Source organism: Micromonospora sp. NPDC048040, assembly GCF_055587185.1.
On the sequence record NZ_JBVJGT010000007.1, the window covers coordinates 148,572 to 166,510 of the forward strand.

Genomic DNA, 17,939 nt, shown 5'->3' on the forward strand with positions numbered 1-17,939 from the left:
CAATGCGAACAAGAAGATCGACGCTGCTCGGCGTCGCGCTCGCCGCGACACTCGTCGCGACCGTCGGCGCGAGCGCGCACGGCAAGCCGCCGGCGCCTGCCGGCGAGGTAACCGCCGCCGTACCACCGCCGTCGAAGGCGGCACGGGTCACCCTCGTGACCGGTGACGTGGTCACGGTGACGACGCAGGGCGGCAAGCCGGCGATCACCGTCACCCCGCACGACGGCCCGGTCGGCAACTTCCGCACCTACTCGGTCGGCACCGACGTGTACGTCGTGCCGTTGGCTGTCGAGCCGCTCATCGCGTCCGGCCAGGTCGACACACGGCTGTTCAACGTCACGGGCCTGATCGCGCAGGGCTACGACGACGCGCACGCCACGTCGATCCCGCTGATCGTGAAGTACCCGGCCCGGGCGGCGGGCAAGGCCGCACCGGCCGCCCCCGCCGGCAGCCGGATGAAGCGGAGCCTGCCCAGCGTCCGGGGCGCCGCCATCGCCGCTGACAAGAAGCAGGCCGCCACGTTCTGGGAGGCCGTCGACGACGACACCGCCAGGGCCCGTACCCCCAAGGCCCGGCTCGCCGGGGGCATCGAGCGGATCTGGCTGGACGGCAAGGTGAACGCCCTGCTCGACGAGAGCGTGCCGCAGATCGGCGCGCCGGCCGCGTGGGCCGCCGGATACGACGGCACCGGCGTGAAGGTCGCCGTGCTGGACACCGGCGCGGACCTGAACCACCCGGACCTGGCCGGCAAGGTCGCTGAGAGCCAGAGCTTCGTGCCGGGTGAGTCCGTCCAGGACGGGCACGGGCACGGCACCCACGTCGCCGCCACGATCGCCGGCACGGGCGCGGCCTCCGGCGGCAGATACAAGGGCGTCGCGCCCGGCGCGCAACTCCTCGTCGGCAAGGTGCTGAGCGACGCGGGTGGCGGCGAGGAGTCGTGGATCATCGCCGGGATGGACTGGGCGGCCCACTCGGGCGCGAAGGTCGTCTCGATGAGCCTGGGCGGCCCGGCCGGCGACGGAGGCGACCCGATGTCCGAGGCGGTCGACCGGCTGACGGCCGAGACGGGCGTGCTGTTCACCATCGCGTCCGGAAACTCCGGGCCCGGGGCGACGACTGTCGGCTCGCCCGGCATCGCCGCGTCGGCGCTGACGGTCGGCGCCGTGGACCGCGCCGACGCGGTCACCTCCTTCTCCAGCCGTGGCCCGCTCGCCAGCGGCGCCCTCAAGCCGGAGATCACCGCCCCCGGCGCGAACATCGTCGCCGCCCGGGCGGCCGGCACCAGCATGGGCACCCCCGCGGGCGACCACTACACCGCCGCCAGCGGCACCTCCATGGCCACCCCGCACGTGGCGGGTGCGGCCGCGATCCTGGCCCAGCAGCACCCGGACTGGACTCCGGCGCGGCTGAAGGGCCAACTCGTCAGCACGGCGAAGACCACGGCGGACACCTCGGTGTACGCCCAGGGCGCCGGCCGCACCGACGTGAGCCGCGCCGTGCGGCAGACCGTGTCCGGGCCCGGCGTGGTCGACTTCGGCATGCAGGCGTGGGAGTCGACCGCCCCGGTCGCCAAGCAGATCACCTACGTCAACGACGGCGACCAGCCGGTCACCCTCGCGCTGGCGACCAAGGGCTCCGACGGGCAGTTGCCGGCCGGGGCGCTGACGTTGGGCGCCGACACGGTGACCGTGCCGGCCCGCGGCACGGCCGACGTGACGGTCACCGCCAACCCCGGCGTGGTGCCGGTCGGGACGTACGGCGCGCACGTCACTGCCGCCTCCGCCGACGGCGGGACGGTCGTGACGACGGCCGTCGGTTTCGTCCGGGACCCGCAGCGCTTCAACGTGAGCGTGAAGCTGACGGACCTGGACGGCAAGGCGCCGGCGTCCACCTACAGCAGCATCTGGGTCTTCGATCTCGACAATCCCGGGCCCGCCGACATCCACTTCATCCTCGGCGCCGAGGGCACCCTGGAGCTGAGGCTGCCCCGCGGCGAGTACGCCTTCGCATCGGGTACCTACCGGTTCACCCCTGACTACCTGCAGGTCCGGGACCACGTCTACGGCGCGGAATCAGGCGTGCTCGTCGACTCCGACCGCACCATCACCTTCGACGGCAGCAAGTCGAGCCAGGTCGGCATCCAGACGCCCAAGCCGAGCCAGCCGCAGCGCGTCCGGCTGGGGATGTCGCTGCTGAAGGACGACAAGTCGCTCATGTACGGGATGCAGACCGAATTCAACGGCCACACGAAGCTGCACGCCATCCCGTCGCAGCTCAAGGACGAGAACCTCGAGCACCGGCTGGCCTGGACGCTGACGGCGCCGTCGTTGGAGGCGCAGCTGGTGAGTCCCGGAGCCTTCCCGATCACTCCGGAGTACGTCGGCGGCTGGGTCGGCTCCGCGCGCTTCGACGGCACCCAGGTCCTGCGCGTCGTGGACGCCGGCATCGGACGGCCGCAGGACTACGCGGGCAAGGCCGTCAAGGGCAAGCTGGCGCTGGTCCGGCGCAGCGACGACGTCCCCCCGTCGCAGCAGATCACGAACGCGGCGGCGGCCGGCGCCGGCATGATCATCATCTACAACGACATCCCCGCCGAGTGGGGTACCGACGTCTACCGGACGGCGCCGACCGCCATCCCGGCCATGACCCTCTCCGGCGAGCAGGGCGCTCGACTGGCCGGTCTCGCTCGCCGCGGCGACGTCATGATCCAGCTCAAGGGGACGGCAGTGAGCCCGTACTCCTACGAGCTGCTCAAGTACCAGCACGGCATCTCGGCCGACCAGCGCTACCAGGTCAGCGCCGCGGAACTGGCCACGGTCGACACGTCCTTCCACGCCTCGACGCCCGGCACCGAAGCGGGCTACGCCCGGTTCCTCACCTCGCCGCTGCAGTCCTTCATCGTCATGACCCTCATCCGGACGACCATGCCGAGGTCCCTCACCGAGTACGTCACCGCCGGCCGGCCGACGTGGGAGCTGATGGCACCGGCCGGCGTGTGGGAGCCGTTGCCCGGCTTCCAGCAGACGGCCACGTCGGTGTTGCAGCCCGGGCAGCGACTGACCCGGGCATGGAACAAGCCCGTCGTCCGGTCCGCCATCCCCGCCGAGCACCCCGAGGGAGCCGTCCGGATCGGCGACGTGGGCGTCGTGCTGAACACCGGCCTCCTGGACGCGGCGACCGGCCAGTACTGGACGATGCCGAACAACACCGACAAGGCACTGACCGCCGTGTACCGCGACGGCCAGTTGCTCGGGTCCGCTCCGGCCGCGGCGGTGGCCTTCCCGATGACGCCCGAGCGTGCCGAGTACCGCGTGGTGACGGACGTGCGGCGGGACCAGCCGTGGTGGACGACCTCCACCAAGGTGAACACCGCTTGGACGTTCCACTCCCAGCCGGGCGGCGACCGGGCGCTTCTGCCGGTGCTGTCGGTCGGTTACGACCTCGACGTCGCTCTCGACAACAGCGTGCAGGCGCAGTCGACGGCCGACATCAGCCTCGACTTCTGGTACCCGAAGGGCCTGGCCGGCCCGCGGATCCGCGAGGCGAAGCTGTGGGCCTCCTACGACGACGGCGCCACCTGGCAGCAGGTGACCGTCACCGCCGGGGGTGACGCCACCGTCAAGGGCGCCGTCAAGAGCCCGGCGCTGGCCGACACCAACGGATTCGTCTCCCTGCGGGTGCAGGCCACCGACGCCGACGGCAACACCGTCGAGCAGACCGTGACCCGCGCCTACAAGCTGCGGGGATAACCGTCCCACGGTCGTCCCCGCCCGCGCCGCGGGCGGGGGCGACCGGCATTCCCGGTCAGGGCGAGATGAGCCCCGACCGGGCGGCGTACCAGGCCAACTGCATGCGGCTGTCCGTCCCGGCCAGCCTCATCAGCCGCTGGATCCGGCGCTGCACCGTGCGTTCGCTGGTCCCGAGCCGGCTGGCCACCGTCTTGTCCGGCATCCCGGAGAGCAGGTACGTCAGCAGCGCGACGTCGACGTCGTCCCACGCGGGAGACCCCTCGGCGAGACCCGTGGCGGTGAGCCGCAACGGCGTGGCCGCCTGCCAGATCCGTTCGAAGAGCGCCACCAGCAGGTGCACCAGCGCCTGACCCCGTACCAGGAGGAACCCGGGATGGACGCTCGTCTGGTCGGGCAGCATCGGCAGCAGCACCGTCTCCCGGTCCACGATGATCATCTTGCTGGGCAGCTCGGCAGCGATCCTGATCTCGTACCCGCTCTTGAGGAACCTGCCGATCTCGGCGGGGGTACGCGGATCGTCGAGGGCGGCGCGCTCGTACACGTAACGGTAGGCGGGCACGTCGGTGGAGACCTCGAGGTCGCCGTCCAGCACGTACGGAGGCCGGAAGAACGCCATTATCTCCCGTTTCGCGCCCCGCTCCATGTTGTCGATCCAGGTGGCGAGCTCCTCCGGGGTGGTCAGCGCCTCCACCTCACCCACGGTCGAGGTCGCCCCGGTCCGGTACACCTGCACCAGTTCCCCCAGCCTGCCCTGGACCTGTTGCAGTGTGGCCTGACGCTGGACGATGAGGGTGCCGAGCCCGACGTCGGGTGGTACGACGGTGTACAGGCCGCCGTCGTCGCCGGTGACCAGGCCGAGCGCGACCAGTCGCGCCATCGCGGCTGTCACCGCCGGCGCCGCCATCTGCACCGCCTCCGTGAGATCCGCGACGGTCGCCCGGCGGCGGCGCAGCAGCTCCACGTAGACCGCTTCGTCCTGCTCGCCGATCCCGAGCCCACGCAGCATTCTCATCCCACTTCCCGCCCCCGCCCTCCGGGCGCCGGCCACGTAAGGACCGGCCAGCCAGTATTGCCCTGACCCCGCCGGGCCGTCCAGACCCTTCGCCCGCCACCCGCCGCCCAGCCCGCGACCCGGGGAAGGATGCGGATCGGGTTGTCATGCGGGCGTGACCGCGATGGGGCGGTTCGCCCTGCGGCGGGACGATCGGTGCTGAGCGGCATGGTGACGTGCCGGGGGAGCCGTGCGGCATCACCGGTCCTGGCTCTCGTGCCCGCCGGGCCGATGGACGAGCGCGTCCAGGGACGGCAAGAGCGCCGGCCCGCTCGCACGAGAGAAGCCGGCGCTCCTACCTGACGTTGCGGTCGGCCCCCGGACCGGTCCAGGCCGGACACGGCCGGCGGCCTCAGCCTCCGCAGCCGGTGCTGATGTCGAACTCTGTGATGATCCAGCCGCCGTCCTGCTTCTTCCAGGTCACCGCGGCGAAGTTCGGCTGGAAGTCGCCGCTCGCGTCCTTCGGACAGGCCCCCAGCATCGCGAAGAACTGGTTGGGGTACTCGACCTTGCCGTACATCGTGGGCCCCCACTCCTTCGGCGGCGGACCCGACTGCTGGCTGGCGAAGGAGTCCACCACCCCCTCGCAAGTCGTGCCCTCGGCGTCCTTCCACCGCCTCATCTCCCTGATGAACTTGTCCGCGGCGTCGGGAGTCATCAGTGAGCACACCCGAGGCCCGTCGGCGGCGTAGATGGCCTTCATGACCGCCGCGTACGAGTCTTCCGGGGACTTCGGGATGCCGGTGTCACTGTCGCCGCCAGTCTCGTCCTGGCCACCGCCGCAGGCGGACAGCAGCGCGACGGCGACCAGCGGCAGCGCGACCTTTGCAACGCGAAGACGCAAGAGGGGTTCTCCTTCGTAGTGCTTGACGATGCGGGGACGCAGGCATGCCGGGCGCGCGTCCACCGGCGTGAACCAGGCCCAAGATCATATTGCAATGATCTTGCGGGTTCGCCACCGCGTCACCGTTCGCGCTTCGCCGCTGGCGGCGTCCCGACCTCGCATGTCAGTCATGATCCCGAGACGGACCGCCGTGGCGGTGGCCGTACCATATGGCGGCAGTCGAGCGAGGATGGACGGTTTGGACGGGTTCAAGGTCGAGGTGAACGCGTTGCGTTCCATGGGGACACGGATCGAGGGCATCAGGGGCGACATCAACGCAGCCGAGCAGCGACTCAGGTCGGGAGATCCTGGCGACCTCGGATCTGGCGACCTGGACGACGCCGCCGAGGACTTCGTCGACCGCTGGGGCAGCACGCTCGACAAGATGGCCGCGGGAATGCAGGGCATGCAGAACAGGCTGACGTTGTCCGCCGACCGGTACTCGCAGACCGAACTCGGCAACGCCCAGTACTTCAAGGGCGTGCCCGAGCCTGATCTGGTTCCGAAGGGGAACTGACTCGTGCTCGACCTGTTCAGCTTCGCACCCGAGAACTACCCCGCCCTGGGTTTCGACCCTGCGCCCGGAAGCCCCGAGAACGTCGCGGCCTTCACCGCCGTCCTGACGTACGCCGCTGGCAGGATGCAGGAGGCCAGGGGCGAGATCGACGCGGTGGCTCGTGACGTCGGCGGCTGGGAAGGCCAGGCGGCCGAGGGTTTTCGCCACCGCCTCCACGGATTCCCGAAGAAGCTGGACGAAGCCGCCAACACGATGACCAGTGCCGCCAACCTGCTGCAGCAGTGGAAGCAGGACCTCGTCACGCTGCAGACGAAGGCCCGCGCCTACGAGCAGGACGCCGCAGCGGCCAAGAAGAAGGTGGAGGCGGCCGAGGACGATCCGGCGCTCAGCCTCGTCGGTCAGCTCTTCCACAACGACCTGGACCTCGCCGCCGCCCAGGCCAAGGTCAACGCCGCCACCCGGCGGCTCGAGACAGCACAGGGCGAGTACGACGACATCGTCGCGAGCGCCGAGACCCTGAAGGGGTACCACGAGGAGTTGTCGGCGGAGGTCGCGAGGAAGCTCGGCCGGCTCGCCGAGTCCGCCAGCGATCCTGGGCTGCTCACGGAACTCCTGGACGACCTGAGCGCGCCGTTCGACGCGCTCGGGGACTGGATCACGAACAACGCGAACCGGATCGCCAACCTGGGCGACGTCTTCGGCGACATCGCCATGGGCACCGGCATCCTGTCGCTGCTCATGATCGGCGCCGGCACCCTGCTCTCCGGGACGGTGATCGGCGCCCCGCTGGGCGGGGCGCTCATCATGATCGGCGGCAGCGGTCTGGGTGCCAGCACGATCCTCGGGGTCGGCGCCCTCGTTCTGCACGGCACCGCCTGGCTCGGCGGCGGCGACGTGTCCGCCCAGGACCTGACCTTCGACATCGCCGGAGCCGTCACCATCGGCCTCGGAAGGCTGATGCAGCCGGCCCTCGAGGGACTCGACGACGTCAGTCGCGGCGTGACCGAGGCGTTCTTCGACGGAAGCTGGCAGTCGAGCGCGAACTCGATGCAGCAGGAGGACATCGCCAACCACGTCGACGACTACTGGCAGGACGGCTGGTACGACATCTCGGCCGCCATGGAGCGGGCGTGGAGCCTGGGCGCGGGCGAGGACGACGCCGCACAGCAGGAAAAGGCGGAACAGTTGCAGGAAGCGAAGAAGGCGGTGGCCCACTAGTGCTCCCGCCCACCGAGAAGGCGCCGCCCGCGCTGCCCCGCGTCAGATTCGCCGTGCCCTCCTGGTTCCACGCGGTGCCCATGCACCCCGACCCGGACGAGCGCCGGCAGGCTCTGTTCGAGCTCGCCGCCCGGGTCCTGCCACACGGCGCCCCCGACCAACGTCTGTTGCTGGCCGCACTGTACGACCGGCAGGTCGTCGAGTTGAGCCGCTACCCGCTGCTCTACTACGGGTTCAGCTGCCTGGCGGTGGACGGCAAGGCAAGCGTGTCTTCCCTGTTGGCCGCCCTGGAACCCACGGAGCAGCAGGACGCGAACCTCGCCGTGGAGCAGTTGGCCGCGCGGTTCGAACGCGAGGCGGGCCCGTACCACCGGGTGGAGCGACGTGACCTGCCGTGTGGTCCGGCGGTGGTCGTGCTGGCCGGTTCCAGCACGCCGATCCCCACGCGGCTCGGCGCGCAGCCGGAACCGGCCGTCGTCCCGGTCGCCTACGCCCAGGCGGTCGTGCCCCTGCCCGACGCGCCGTACCTCCTGGTCCTACGCCTCACCACCCCGAGCCTCGCCGACTGGGCGGAGTACTGCCAGACGATGGTCTCGATCCTGCGCAGCATCCGGTTCGAACAGCTCGATCCGGCGCCCTGACCGGCCCGCTTCCCGTGGCCAGGATCGCCGCCACCTGGCAGCCCCTTCACGCCACGCCGGTTCTGCGGTCCCCGTCCGATGAACGCGACCGTCAGCGGTCGGCGGCCGAGCGTACGCTCGCTGCGTCGACGAGGCGCCGGCAACCGTGGTCCTGTGCCGGCGACGCGCAAGGAGCAGGTGAGTTGAACGCCACGTGGCGGGGGTGGGTGGGGCTGGCACCGGGCCGGATCTACTACCGCGGCGAGATCGGTGCGGCAGGGATGCATTCGCACCACGCGGTGCAACTGCTCGTCGCCCGCGACACCGTCCTGGTGCTCCGGGGCGCCGACGGCACCGACCATTCCTGCCGTGCGGCGCTGATTCCGGCGAACACCGCGCACGCCGTCGTCCAGGGTGCGGCGGACGGCCTGCTCGCGTTGATCGACCCGGTGTCCAGTCTCGGCCGGCTGCTCGACCGCGGCGGATCGCGATCCGCTTCGGCCGCGCGGTGGCGGCTGGATCCGCCTCCACCACCCCCGGCCCGCGACGTCTCGTCGGCGGAGGCGATCGACGCCGTGATCCGGTCCGTGCTGAGGGGCGAGATCCCGACCGCGCGCCCGCGGCACGCCGCCGTGGCCGAGGCGGTGAATCTTGTCCCTACCCTGCTGCCCGGCAAGGTGGGGCTCGGCGAGGTGGCGCGAGCCGTGCACCTGTCGCAGAGCAGGCTGTCGCACCTGTTCCGGCAGGAACTGGGGCTGCCGTTCCGTGCCTACGTGCGGTGGGAACGGCTGCGCACGGCCCTGCTGCTGTTGTCGTCGGGCGGGTCCCTGACGCAGGCCGCACACGAGGCCGGCTTCGCCGACTCCTCCCACCTGACCAGGGTGTTCCGGAGCATGTTCGGATTGGCGCCGTCCGAGCTGCTGCGGGGGCTGCGGTGGGAGGGTCAGCAGGTTCGTCCAAGCCCTGGACGCGGTGCCGCGGAATCGTGGGGGTCGTGACAGAGATTCTCATCATCGGTGCGGGCCAGGCCGGTCTCGCCGCAGGGTACGAGTTGCGTCGCGCCGGATTCGACGTCCTTCTGCTGGACGCGGGCACGCGGGTCGGGGACGCGTGGCGGAACCGTTGGGACTCGCTGCGGCTGTTCACCCCGGCGCGGCACAGCGCCCTGCCCGGCCTGCCCTTCCCCGCTCCGCCCGGCCACTATCCCGGCAAGGACGAGGTGGCGGACTACCTGGCGGCCTATGCCGAACACCATGCCCTGCCCGTCGAGCACGGCGCGGCCGTACGGCTGCTGCGCCGGAACTCCGAGGGCGCCTTCGAGGCCGTCACGGCCGACGGAGTCCGCACGGCGCGTGCCGTGGTCGTGGCGACCGGCCCCTTCCAGGTCCCCCGCGTCCCGGCGCTGAGCGATGGCCTGGCCCCGGAACTGGTCCAGTTGCACAGCGTCGCGTACCGGCGCCCCGCCGACCTTCCCGATGGCCCCGTCCTGGTGGTGGGGGGCGGCAACTCCGGCATGCAGATCGCCGCCGAGCTGGCGGCATCGAGGTCCGTCACGTTGTCGCTCGGGACGCGGCAACCGGTCCTTCCGCAGCGCCCCTTCGGCGTCGACATCTTCACCTGGCTGGACGTCCTCGGGGCGGTACGGGCCCCCGCCGAGGGCTGGCTGGGACGGCGGATCCGGGCGCGGGACCCCCTGATCGGGACCGGTCCGCGCGCCCTGCGCCGACGGGGTGTCCGGGTCGTCGGTCGCGTGACCGGCGCGCAGGGCCGAACACTGCGGACGGCCGACGGACAGGAGCTGACGCCTTCCGTCGTGGTCTGGGCGACGGGCTTTCGCGCCGACTTCGGCTGGCTGCGGGTGCCCGGCGCCGTCGACCCGGCCGACGGGCTGCCCGTCCACGTCGACGGCGTGAGCCCGGTGCCCGGCCTGTGTTACGTCGGCCTGCCGTTCCAGCGCAACAGGGGATCCGCGTTGCTCGGCTGGGGTCCGCACCCCGAGCCACCCGGCGGCGGATCGGGTGACGGCCCCACCGCCGCGCCCGCCGAGCCAGCCGCCCGCGCCTGACCCACCTCCGCCAGCGGGCGACGTGGGAGCTACGGCCCGAGCGGGGCTCCACAGCCCTGGAGGCGCCGGGGCCGGGGCGGCCGTCGGGTCCGGCGGGGAGCCGGATCCGCGGCCTGGGTTCCCGGCATGTGGACCGGTGGTAACGGAATCGGGCTCGGTGCCGCCCTGAGAAGGGGCCGGTGTTGCCGATCCGGTTCCTGGCCGGGGTGGGCACCTCCCGAACAGGGTCGCCCAACCCACCCCGGCCACCGTCGCAGGTGGGTCGCACAGTGCCGGGCCCCGCGGACGGGGTGGTCAGTGAGCGTGGGCCTTGGCGGTGAGCACGTGGGTGACCAGGGTGGTGAGAACGTACTTGGTCGACTCCCGGTCCCGCGCGTCACACAGGACGACCGGGACCGAGGGCGGCAGCTCCAGCGCGTCGGAAACCTCTTCCGGCAGATACCTGGGTGCGCCGTCGAAACAGTTCACGGCGACCACGAAGGGTGTGCCGCGCTGTTCGAAGTGGTCGATGACGGGAAACGAGTCGGGCAGCCGGCGGGTGTCTGCCAGGACGACCGCACCCAGCGCGCCGCGCGTCAGCTCGTCCCACATGAACCAGAACCGGTCCTGACCCGGGGTGCCGAACAGGTACAGGGCAAGTCGCGGACTGAGCGTGATCCGCCCGAAGTCCATGGCGACGGTGGTGGTTCGCTTGGCTTCGACGCCCGCGGTCGAATCGACCCCGACCGACCGGTCGCTGAGACTCTCCTCCGTACGGAACGGGCGCACCTCGCTGACCGAGCCGACCAGCGTGGTCTTACCACTGCCGAACCCGCCGGCGATGAGAATCTTCAGCGAGGCCGGCTCCTGCGACGATGCCTGGGTTTCAGAGTCTCTGAAGACCATCGAGCAGTTCCTCCAGAAGATGCACACTGGCGTGCAGTGCGCCGTGGTTCGGCGGGCGAATGGTGATCAGTTCCAACTCGTGGAGATCGGCGAGCAGGACGCGGAGCACGCCCAGGGGCAGGTCGAGATCGGCGCCGACCTCGACCACGGCGGTCGGCCGCGCGCACAACCGCAGGATCGCGAGATGCTCCGGGCCGAGATACTGGCTGCTGGCGGGATGGACGTCGGCGGCGGCGATCACACTGAGCAGATCCAGAGAGATCTTCGCAGCGTGGGTCCTGCCGGAGGTCACGCCGTAGAGTCGCACCAAGGGCCCTGCCTCGTCGTCGAGCCACTCGTTGCCTCCGGACGACCTCCGCCATGCCGCCATCAGAGGTCACCTGGTCTCGTACGCAGCGTTCTCGTACCTCGGAGGGATCGCCATGTGCTCACCCATCCGACGTACCAGCATCGACATCTCGTAGGCGATCAGGCCCGCGTCCGCGTCGGGCTCAGCCACGACGGCCAACCGGGCGCCGGCGCCGGCGGCCGTCACGAACAGGAAGCCACGAGTCAGATCCACCACCGTCCGGCGAACCTCACCGCAGTCGAAGTGGTCGCCCGCCCCGTTGGCGAGACTGTGGAAACCAGCCGCGACGGCACTGAGGTGGTCGGCGTCGTTGCGATCCAGATTTCTGGTACGCGCCACGAGGAGACCGTCACCGGACAGGATGACTGCGTGCCGGACGGCGGGGGCGCGGTCCGCGAAGCTGTCCAGCAGCCAGGCGAGGCCGCCAGCGTCCGCAGCCGTCTCAGTCATTCTGATCACTCTCCCGTGCGGGTGTGGACGACGGCGCACCGAAACTCACGCCGGCGTCATTATCGGTTCTGGATGTTGAGGGGCGCATCCCGTCCCAGCCCAGCTGGATGGCGGACATCAGTGACCGGACCTCCTCGGGGTTCCGGTCGTGCGCAGGTTCGGGCCGTGCGGGCGTGGCCCCCGCGCGGCGGGAACCGGCCCGAGGCTGTGGGGCGGCTGCTGCCTGGCGGGAACGTCGGGGCAGCGCCGGCCGGTCGATGTCGGGAACGACCTCCACCGGATTACGCGGGGCCGGCGGCAAGCTCAGCGCGGGCAGGTCCAGCGCCGGTCTCGCTGGCGTGTCGCCACCGGGCGGCCCGAGCAGCGACCAGGCCGCCGCCGTTTGCGGGCCTGACGTGCCTGCCACCGGCGAGCCGCGATGGCGCGTCGCCTCGGACGGAGCGCGGTTGGTGCCGGCCGCGTCCCGTCGCGGGGGATGCGGGTCGGCTCCGGCGAGCCGCCCGACCGGCACCCGCTCGACAGGGCTGTCGGCGTCGACATCGGCGAGCAGGGCGGGAGGCAGCAACACGATCGCCGTGGTGCCGCCGTAGGGCGAGCCGCGCAGCGAGACGCGGATGCCCTGCCGCGCGGCGAGCTGACCGACGACGAACAGCCCGAGCTGGCTTCCGTCTGTCAGGTCGAACTCCGGCGGATCCGCGAGCTGCGAATTCAGCTCTGCCATCACGGCCTCGCTCATGCTCACACCGGCATCCTCGACCTCGACCACGAAGCCGTTGGCCGCCCGCATGCCGCGCACCTGCACCTGCGTGTCGGCGGGCGAGTACAGCGCGGCGTTCTCGATGAGCTCGGCGAGCAGGTGGATGAGGTCGGCAACCACCGGGCCGACGATGCCCACCGACGGCGGCATGTGAACGGTGACCCGCGGGTAGTCCTCCACCTCGGTAACCGCCGCGCGCACCACGTCCCGCAGCGGCACCGGGCTGCTCCATCCCCGGCCCGGCGCCTCACCGGACAGGATGATCAGGCTTTCGGCGTGCCGGCGCATTCTGGTGGCCAGGTGGTCCAGGGAGAACAACTGGGCAAGCTGATCGGGGTCGTTGCTCTGCCGCTCGATCTGATCCAGCAGCTTGAGCTGGCGGTGCAGCAGCGTCTGGTTCCGTCGTGCCAGATTGACGAACACCCGGGACACGCCCTGTCGGAGCTGCGCCTCGCCGCTGGCTGCCTCGATGGCAACCCGATGGACCCGGTCGAACGAGCCGCTCAGGTCGTCGAGTTCCTTGGTGCGGGGCCGCTCGAAGGCTCGGCCCTCGGCGAACTCGTCGGGGTCGGCGACCGTGCCGGCACGAAGGCGCTGCACCAGTTCCGGCAACCGTACGGTCGCGACGTCATCCATCCGGTTGCGGAGCAGGGTGCCCTCCCTGATCAGGGTCCGGCCGATGCGAATCGACACGCTCACCAGCGCGATGACGCCGAGAAGACCGAATCCCGTGGCGATGGCGGCCCGCAGCAGGACCCAGCGGGCGATCGGCTCGGCGCTGGTGCCCAACATCGTGGCGGTCCTGAGTTCGAAGGCGTGCATCTCGTCGAGCACGGCCTTCGCCGCGGCGTCCCATTCCGCCGCGGTCACCTTGACGCGGGTGCCGGGCCGCGTCTGCGCAACGGTCTCTTCCAGCGTGCGCAGCCGACTCATGGCCTCGCTGCTCGCGATCCTGTTGTACTCCGCCGCGACGTCGGCAGGCAGGTTGGGCAGCGCCGTGGCGTACGAACCGTTGACCGCGCCGATGTTGGTGACCAGGGCGTACCAGTCGTCGCGGGTGAGGGCCCCGGCGGCGATCGCGGCGGACACCCGGGCGTCCACTTCCTCGAGCAGCGCTCGGGAGCGGGTGAGGCGGGACAGTGCCTCACCAGAACTGTGCACCGTTCTGTCGTCGACACCCGTGAGGGAGTTCAGAATACGAATACCGTTGTCGATGGCGGCGTTGTAGTAGGAAAAGACCTGCGTCGGTGCTGCCGTGCCACTGTCAATCGCAGATCGCTGACCGGACAACTGCCCGAGGCGGGCATCCATTTCCTGCGCCAACTGATTGGCGGATCCCTCGCCGATCCTGCCAATCACATCCATCGCGTCGTCGCGGAATTTCTCGGCGGCCTGGTCCGTGACGGCGCGCGCCTTGTCGAGTGCGGATCGGTTCGTGCCACGGTTTGCCAGATACACCACTGACGCTTTGCGTTCGGCGCTCAGCGCAGAATCCAGCGCGTCGGTGGGCACGCCGATCTCCAGATTCCGCTGCTGGCTCTGGCTGGTCGACACGGCACCCGGGACGGTGAGGTACATGCCGAAGGCCCACAGCGGAAGGAGCGTCGCGAACGCCACCACCAGCAGCGACCAGATCTGGAAACGTACCGACCGACGGTGCGGGCGCCGTCTGTCGCCGCCGGGCCGAGGCGTGTCCGACCCGGTGGCGCCCGTCGATGTTCGACGGCGGGCAGATTCATCAGGCAACGGTCCGGGCTCCCGTGGCGGGGAACCCGGGTGACGGCCGCCGCCCGGGTCGGAGACGAAAGATCAACACCGCTAGAGCATAAGGGCCTGTCAAGACCCTGAACAGTGCGACCGAGAGTAGTCGGGGGAGTCGACACCGTCACATCGGTCGTGATGTGGCGCGGCGCGTGTGCGCTACGTGAACCGAGGCGTGCTCGGCGGGATCCGGGCCGGCGCGCGTATTCAAAATGGGTGCACGAAGCGTGGTGGAAGCGTCACGGATTTCGCGAGGTCGCGCCGGTGTTGCCCCGAAGAAGTGTGTCGGCGGTCGGGCGGGAGGGTGAATCAATGTTCTCGTGGCGGCCAATTCCTGTTTCCCCTCGGCGGGTTTCGGGCGGCGTGGTCGAGCGTCTTCCCGCCGAGTGGGGTGAGACTCCTGTCCGCGTTCACGCCGGGCGCCGTGCCGGCCGCTGCCGCTGCGGCGGGTCTCCTGCCGGAGGCCGCCGAACCGATTGACAATCGATAGGTTCCGAGCGATAGTCGATGTATGTTCACCGAGCATCGAGCGGTGGCCCCGCTCCGAGTCTTCCTCGTGTTGCTGTTCGGGATCCTGGTCCTGTTCCAGACCATGTCGCTGCCCGGCCAGTTCGCGCACATGGCCAAGGAGTCCCCGGATCTCGCCTACCTCAGGTGGCCGATGACCGCCATCACGGTGTTCTGGGTGTTGTGCATCCAGGTGGTGATCGTGTCCACCTGGAAGTTGCTCACTCTGGTCAGGAACGACCGCATCTTCAGCGACGCATCCATGGGGTGGGTGAACGCGATCGTGTGGGCGATCGCCGCCGCCTGGGTGGTGCTTCTGGGCGTGTTTCTCTACGTCGGTTTCAGAGCGACAGATCCCGGGCTGCCCCTCCTGCTGTTCCTGATGCTGGTGGGTGTCGCCGTGCTGGGGCTCCTGATGGTGGTGATGCGCGCCCTGCTGCGGCAGGCCACGACGCTGCGCACCGACATGGAAGCGGTGATCTGATGCCCATCGTCGTCCGCATCGACGTCGAACTGGCGAAACGCAAGATGAGCGTCGGTGAGTTCGCCGAGCGCGTCGGGCTCACGCCGGCGAACGTGGCCGTGCTGAAGAACGGTCGTGCCAAGGCCGTCCGTTTCAGCACCCTCGAAGCCATGTGCCGGGTGCTGGACTGCCAGCCCGGTGACCTGCTCGAGTGGGTCGAGGAATGAGACGTCACGGTGCACCGCATGCCACGCACCGAGGGCGAGGCACCCCTCAGCCCCGGCGCGCGGTGCGGATCCCTGCCAGGATGCCCACGAGTGCCGTCGCTGCGGCGGCCTGCGAGACCCCCACGGCCACCACCAGGCTCGCCGCGGAGTGTTCGTACAGTCCCCCCGCGGCAGCGCCACCGGCCAGGGCGCCCGCACCCTGCACGGCGGCGAACACCCCGTACGCCGTGGCTCGCCGCGCAGCGGGCACGAGATCGGCCACGAGAGCCTTGACGGTGGAGTCCTGCACACCCACGGCGGCGCCCCAGACCAGCACCCCGGCCGTCGCCAGCAGTGGGCCTCCGCCGAACGTCAGAGCGGGCACGGCAGCAATCAGCGCGGGAAGCACCACCAGCACCCACGGGCCGGCCCGGTCGTAGATCAGGCCAGTCACCAGCGCGGCCAGCGCACCCGCGCCCATCGCCGCCGCGTACAGCAGCGGCACCGTGGCGGTCGCGACGACGCCGGCGCGTACGAGGTGGAAACCGATCAGCCCGAACGTCACCAGGCCCGCGGTGCACAGCGCCATCGCCGCCGCGAACCAGTGGAAGCGGGCCGGCAGCGACACCCGGCCCGCTGGACGGGCGGGTGGGCGCGGTGCGGCGTCGCCCTGGGGCGCGTCGGCCGGTGCGGGGGCAGCCACCCGGGCCCGCACGACGACCAGCAGCAGCATGGTGACGGCCCCGGGTACGGCAAGTGCGGCCAGTCCCGGCCACAGCGTTCCCGCGGCCAGCGCGACGACTCCGGCGACGAGCAGCGGACCCGCGAAGGCGCCGACCTGGTCCAGTGCCTTGTGCACGCCCAGACCCCGACCCAGTCCCACGCGTGCGGCGGCGTCGGCGAGCAGGGCCGACTTGGCCGGGCTGCGGATCGCCTTGCCCAGCCGTTCGGCGATGATCAGTGCCGCGGCGACGGCCATGCCGGCGCCACCCAGCAACGGGGTGACGGCGAGCAGCGGCACGCAGAGCGCGGTCAACGCGTACCCGAGGATCGTCAACGACCAGTAGCGGCGGGTCCGGTCCGCCAGCGGCCCGGACACCAGACGCAGCAGCAACGCCGCAGCCTCACCGGCCCCGGTGACCAGCCCGACCGCGACCGCCGAGGCGCCCAGCGAGGCCAGCAGCGGCCCGTACACCGACCGGGCGCCCTCGTACACCATGTCCGCGGCGAGGCTGACCACCCCGAACCCGACGACAACCCGCCACGGCGACCACCCGCGCCCGGCCACGTCGGACGTGCCATCGATCCCGCCCCGCGCCAGGCGTCGACTCAACACCCGACCCGCCACTCGACCTCCCCGCACCGTCTGCCCGTCGAGAACCCCGCGTACGACGTCGAAGCCCGCGGCCCGACGCGACCCGCCACGGTGTGGATACCAGTTCGACCCCAGGACCGCGTCACCGGCTCCTCCTCGTCCGGCCGACGCGGTCCGGCCGGACGCGACGTGGCTGCAGCCGGGCCCGACCTGGTCGCAGGCCAACTGCAACCGCCCCCTGTGGGTCACGGACGTGTGGGTCAACCTGGCCGACTGACGGTGCCGCGCGACGCAGCGGAGGCCCGTACACCCTTCCAGGGACTCCGCTGCGCCAACCTCCCGCCGGCGCGCGGATCCCGGTCGAGCCACCGGCCTCCCGACGTCAGGAGAGGCGCTCGATCGTCGCGGGGACCAGGCCGTGGCAGCGGGCCACGTCGGTGACCTGGCGCAGCACCCAGCGCAGCCCGTCACCACCGGCCGGGTCGGACGTCACGTCGATGCTCCACGCGACACCGCCGACCCGGCGGAGCTGCCAGAGGTGGTTCGTGTCGTTGACCCGCAGCCGGCCGGTGCCGACCACGCCAGGCTCCGTCGCGTCCGTGCCCGAGGCGCCGCCGAGCCGCAGTAACGCCGACAGGCGGGCGACCGCGTCGCCGTCGGGTTCACCGGCGAAGAGCACCCGGTGAACCGCCGGGCCGGTGCCCAGCCGCAGCGGTGTACCGGCCCCCAGCGGGACGTCGTCGCCGAAGTGCCGGCGCAGCGCGTCCTCGTCCGGCAACGCCCCGCCGCCGAGCCGGGCGTACGCCGCTTCCGCCCCGGGGCGGTTCACGGCCGTCAACCGGGAGCGCAGGCGCGGGTCCGCGCGGACCGCCCGCACGAACGCGGCCGAACTCCACCAGCCGGCGTCCGCCGCCGTCCAGCAGGCACTGCGCAGCCGTACGGCCGACAGGTCGTCGTCCAGCACGAACTCCTCGACCAACAGCCCCGCCCCCGTCGCGTCATCCCCGCTGGTCGCTTGCAGCAGGTAGTAGTGGAGCAGCGCGGTGTTCGCGGGCGGCGTCGGCGTTACCTGGGTCATCCCGGGACGATACTGCCCGATCGGGCCGCATGGTCGACGGGCTCGTCGAGTCCGTCGATTCCGCC

At 71.1% G+C, this 17,939-nt stretch carries 16 protein-coding genes; 8 read left to right on the forward strand and 8 right to left on the reverse strand.

Going from position 1 to position 17,939, the window contains the following annotated elements; genetic code table 11:
• The first annotated feature begins 2 nt into the window (after window positions 1-2).
• On the forward strand, window positions 3-3,749 hold the full coding sequence (locus ACZ6O2_RS11090; protein ID WP_466022723.1) for a S8 family serine peptidase: 3,747 nt from the start codon (window positions 3-5) through the stop codon (window positions 3,747-3,749).
• Window positions 3,750-3,804: 55 nt separating this feature from the next.
• Here the strand turns inward: ACZ6O2_RS11090 and ACZ6O2_RS11095 are convergent, their stop codons facing one another.
• Both ACZ6O2_RS11095 and ACZ6O2_RS11100 read right to left on the reverse strand, forming a co-directional pair.
• Window positions 3,805-4,761: a helix-turn-helix domain-containing protein gene (locus tag ACZ6O2_RS11095; protein ID WP_466022724.1), complete on the reverse strand. Its 957-nt coding sequence runs from the start codon at window positions 4,759-4,761 to the stop codon at window positions 3,805-3,807.
• Between the two features lie 391 nt (window positions 4,762-5,152).
• Complete coding sequence (locus ACZ6O2_RS11100; RefSeq protein WP_350708828.1) at window positions 5,153-5,644, reverse strand: hypothetical protein; 492 nt, start codon at window positions 5,642-5,644, stop codon at window positions 5,153-5,155.
• 238 nt (window positions 5,645-5,882) lie between these two features.
• On the opposite strand from ACZ6O2_RS11100, the gene ACZ6O2_RS11105 reads away from it, so the two are divergent.
• The 5 genes from ACZ6O2_RS11105 (at window position 5,883) to ACZ6O2_RS11125 (ending at window position 10,103) form a co-directional block, all read left to right on the forward strand.
• A complete protein-coding gene (locus ACZ6O2_RS11105) occupies window positions 5,883-6,200 on the forward strand; it encodes a WXG100 family type VII secretion target (protein WP_466022725.1) in 318 nt (105 codons plus the stop codon).
• A 3-nt stretch (window positions 6,201-6,203) separates the two neighbouring features.
• Window positions 6,204-7,418 carry a hypothetical protein gene (locus ACZ6O2_RS11110; RefSeq protein ID WP_466022726.1) on the forward strand — a complete coding sequence of 405 codons (1,215 nt, stop codon included), beginning with the start codon at window positions 6,204-6,206 and terminating at the stop codon, window positions 7,416-7,418.
• On the forward strand, window positions 7,418-8,059 hold the full coding sequence (locus tag ACZ6O2_RS11115; protein ID WP_466022727.1) for a hypothetical protein: 642 nt from the start codon (window positions 7,418-7,420) through the stop codon (window positions 8,057-8,059). Before ACZ6O2_RS11110 ends, ACZ6O2_RS11115 begins: the two co-directional genes overlap by 1 nt.
• Window positions 8,060-8,241: 182 nt before the next feature.
• Entirely contained in the window at window positions 8,242-9,036 is a 795-nt protein-coding gene (locus ACZ6O2_RS11120) for a helix-turn-helix transcriptional regulator (protein WP_466022728.1), read from the forward strand.
• Window positions 9,033-10,103, forward strand: coding sequence for a flavin-containing monooxygenase (locus tag ACZ6O2_RS11125; RefSeq protein ID WP_466022729.1), 1,071 nt, complete (start codon window positions 9,033-9,035; stop codon window positions 10,101-10,103). Before ACZ6O2_RS11120 ends, ACZ6O2_RS11125 begins: the two co-directional genes overlap by 4 nt.
• 294 nt (window positions 10,104-10,397) lie before the next feature.
• On the opposite strand, the gene ACZ6O2_RS11130 is transcribed toward ACZ6O2_RS11125, so the two are convergent.
• The 4 genes from ACZ6O2_RS11130 to ACZ6O2_RS11145 are packed head-to-tail and all read right to left on the reverse strand — an operon-like array spanning window position 10,398 to window position 14,164.
• Entirely contained in the window at window positions 10,398-10,988 is a 591-nt protein-coding gene (locus tag ACZ6O2_RS11130; RefSeq protein ID WP_350708818.1) for a GTP-binding protein, read from the reverse strand.
• Window positions 10,969-11,358: a DUF742 domain-containing protein gene (locus tag ACZ6O2_RS11135; protein ID WP_350708816.1), complete on the reverse strand. Its 390-nt coding sequence runs from the start codon at window positions 11,356-11,358 to the stop codon at window positions 10,969-10,971. The genes ACZ6O2_RS11130 and ACZ6O2_RS11135 overlap by 20 nt, the downstream gene beginning before the upstream one ends.
• A gap of 6 nt (window positions 11,359-11,364) precedes the next feature.
• Window positions 11,365-11,787 (reverse strand): roadblock/LC7 domain-containing protein, encoded by a 423-nt coding sequence (locus tag ACZ6O2_RS11140; protein WP_466022730.1) that lies wholly within the window; start codon window positions 11,785-11,787, stop codon window positions 11,365-11,367.
• On the reverse strand, window positions 11,780-14,164 hold the full coding sequence (locus tag ACZ6O2_RS11145) for a sensor histidine kinase (protein ID WP_466022731.1): 2,385 nt from the start codon (window positions 14,162-14,164) through the stop codon (window positions 11,780-11,782). The genes ACZ6O2_RS11140 and ACZ6O2_RS11145 overlap by 8 nt, the downstream gene beginning before the upstream one ends.
• Before the next feature lie 652 nt (window positions 14,165-14,816).
• Between ACZ6O2_RS11145 and ACZ6O2_RS11150 the strand changes: the two genes are divergently transcribed.
• Both ACZ6O2_RS11150 and ACZ6O2_RS11155 read left to right on the forward strand, forming a co-directional pair.
• Complete coding sequence (locus tag ACZ6O2_RS11150) at window positions 14,817-15,296, forward strand: DUF2975 domain-containing protein (protein ID WP_350708810.1); 480 nt, start codon at window positions 14,817-14,819, stop codon at window positions 15,294-15,296.
• The gene (locus ACZ6O2_RS11155) at window positions 15,296-15,502 is read left to right on the forward strand and encodes a helix-turn-helix domain-containing protein (RefSeq protein ID WP_091094605.1); all 207 of its coding nucleotides are present in this window, start codon (window positions 15,296-15,298) and stop codon (window positions 15,500-15,502) included. Before ACZ6O2_RS11150 ends, ACZ6O2_RS11155 begins: the two co-directional genes overlap by 1 nt.
• A gap of 46 nt (window positions 15,503-15,548) precedes the next feature.
• Here the strand turns inward: ACZ6O2_RS11155 and ACZ6O2_RS11160 are convergent, their stop codons facing one another.
• Both ACZ6O2_RS11160 and ACZ6O2_RS11165 read right to left on the reverse strand, forming a co-directional pair.
• Window positions 15,549-16,700 (reverse strand): MFS transporter, encoded by a 1,152-nt coding sequence (locus ACZ6O2_RS11160; RefSeq protein WP_466022763.1) that lies wholly within the window; start codon window positions 16,698-16,700, stop codon window positions 15,549-15,551.
• A gap of 478 nt (window positions 16,701-17,178) precedes the next feature.
• The gene (locus ACZ6O2_RS11165) at window positions 17,179-17,874 is read right to left on the reverse strand and encodes a hypothetical protein (protein WP_466022732.1); all 696 of its coding nucleotides are present in this window, start codon (window positions 17,872-17,874) and stop codon (window positions 17,179-17,181) included.
• Window positions 17,875-17,939: the final 65 nt, after the last annotated feature.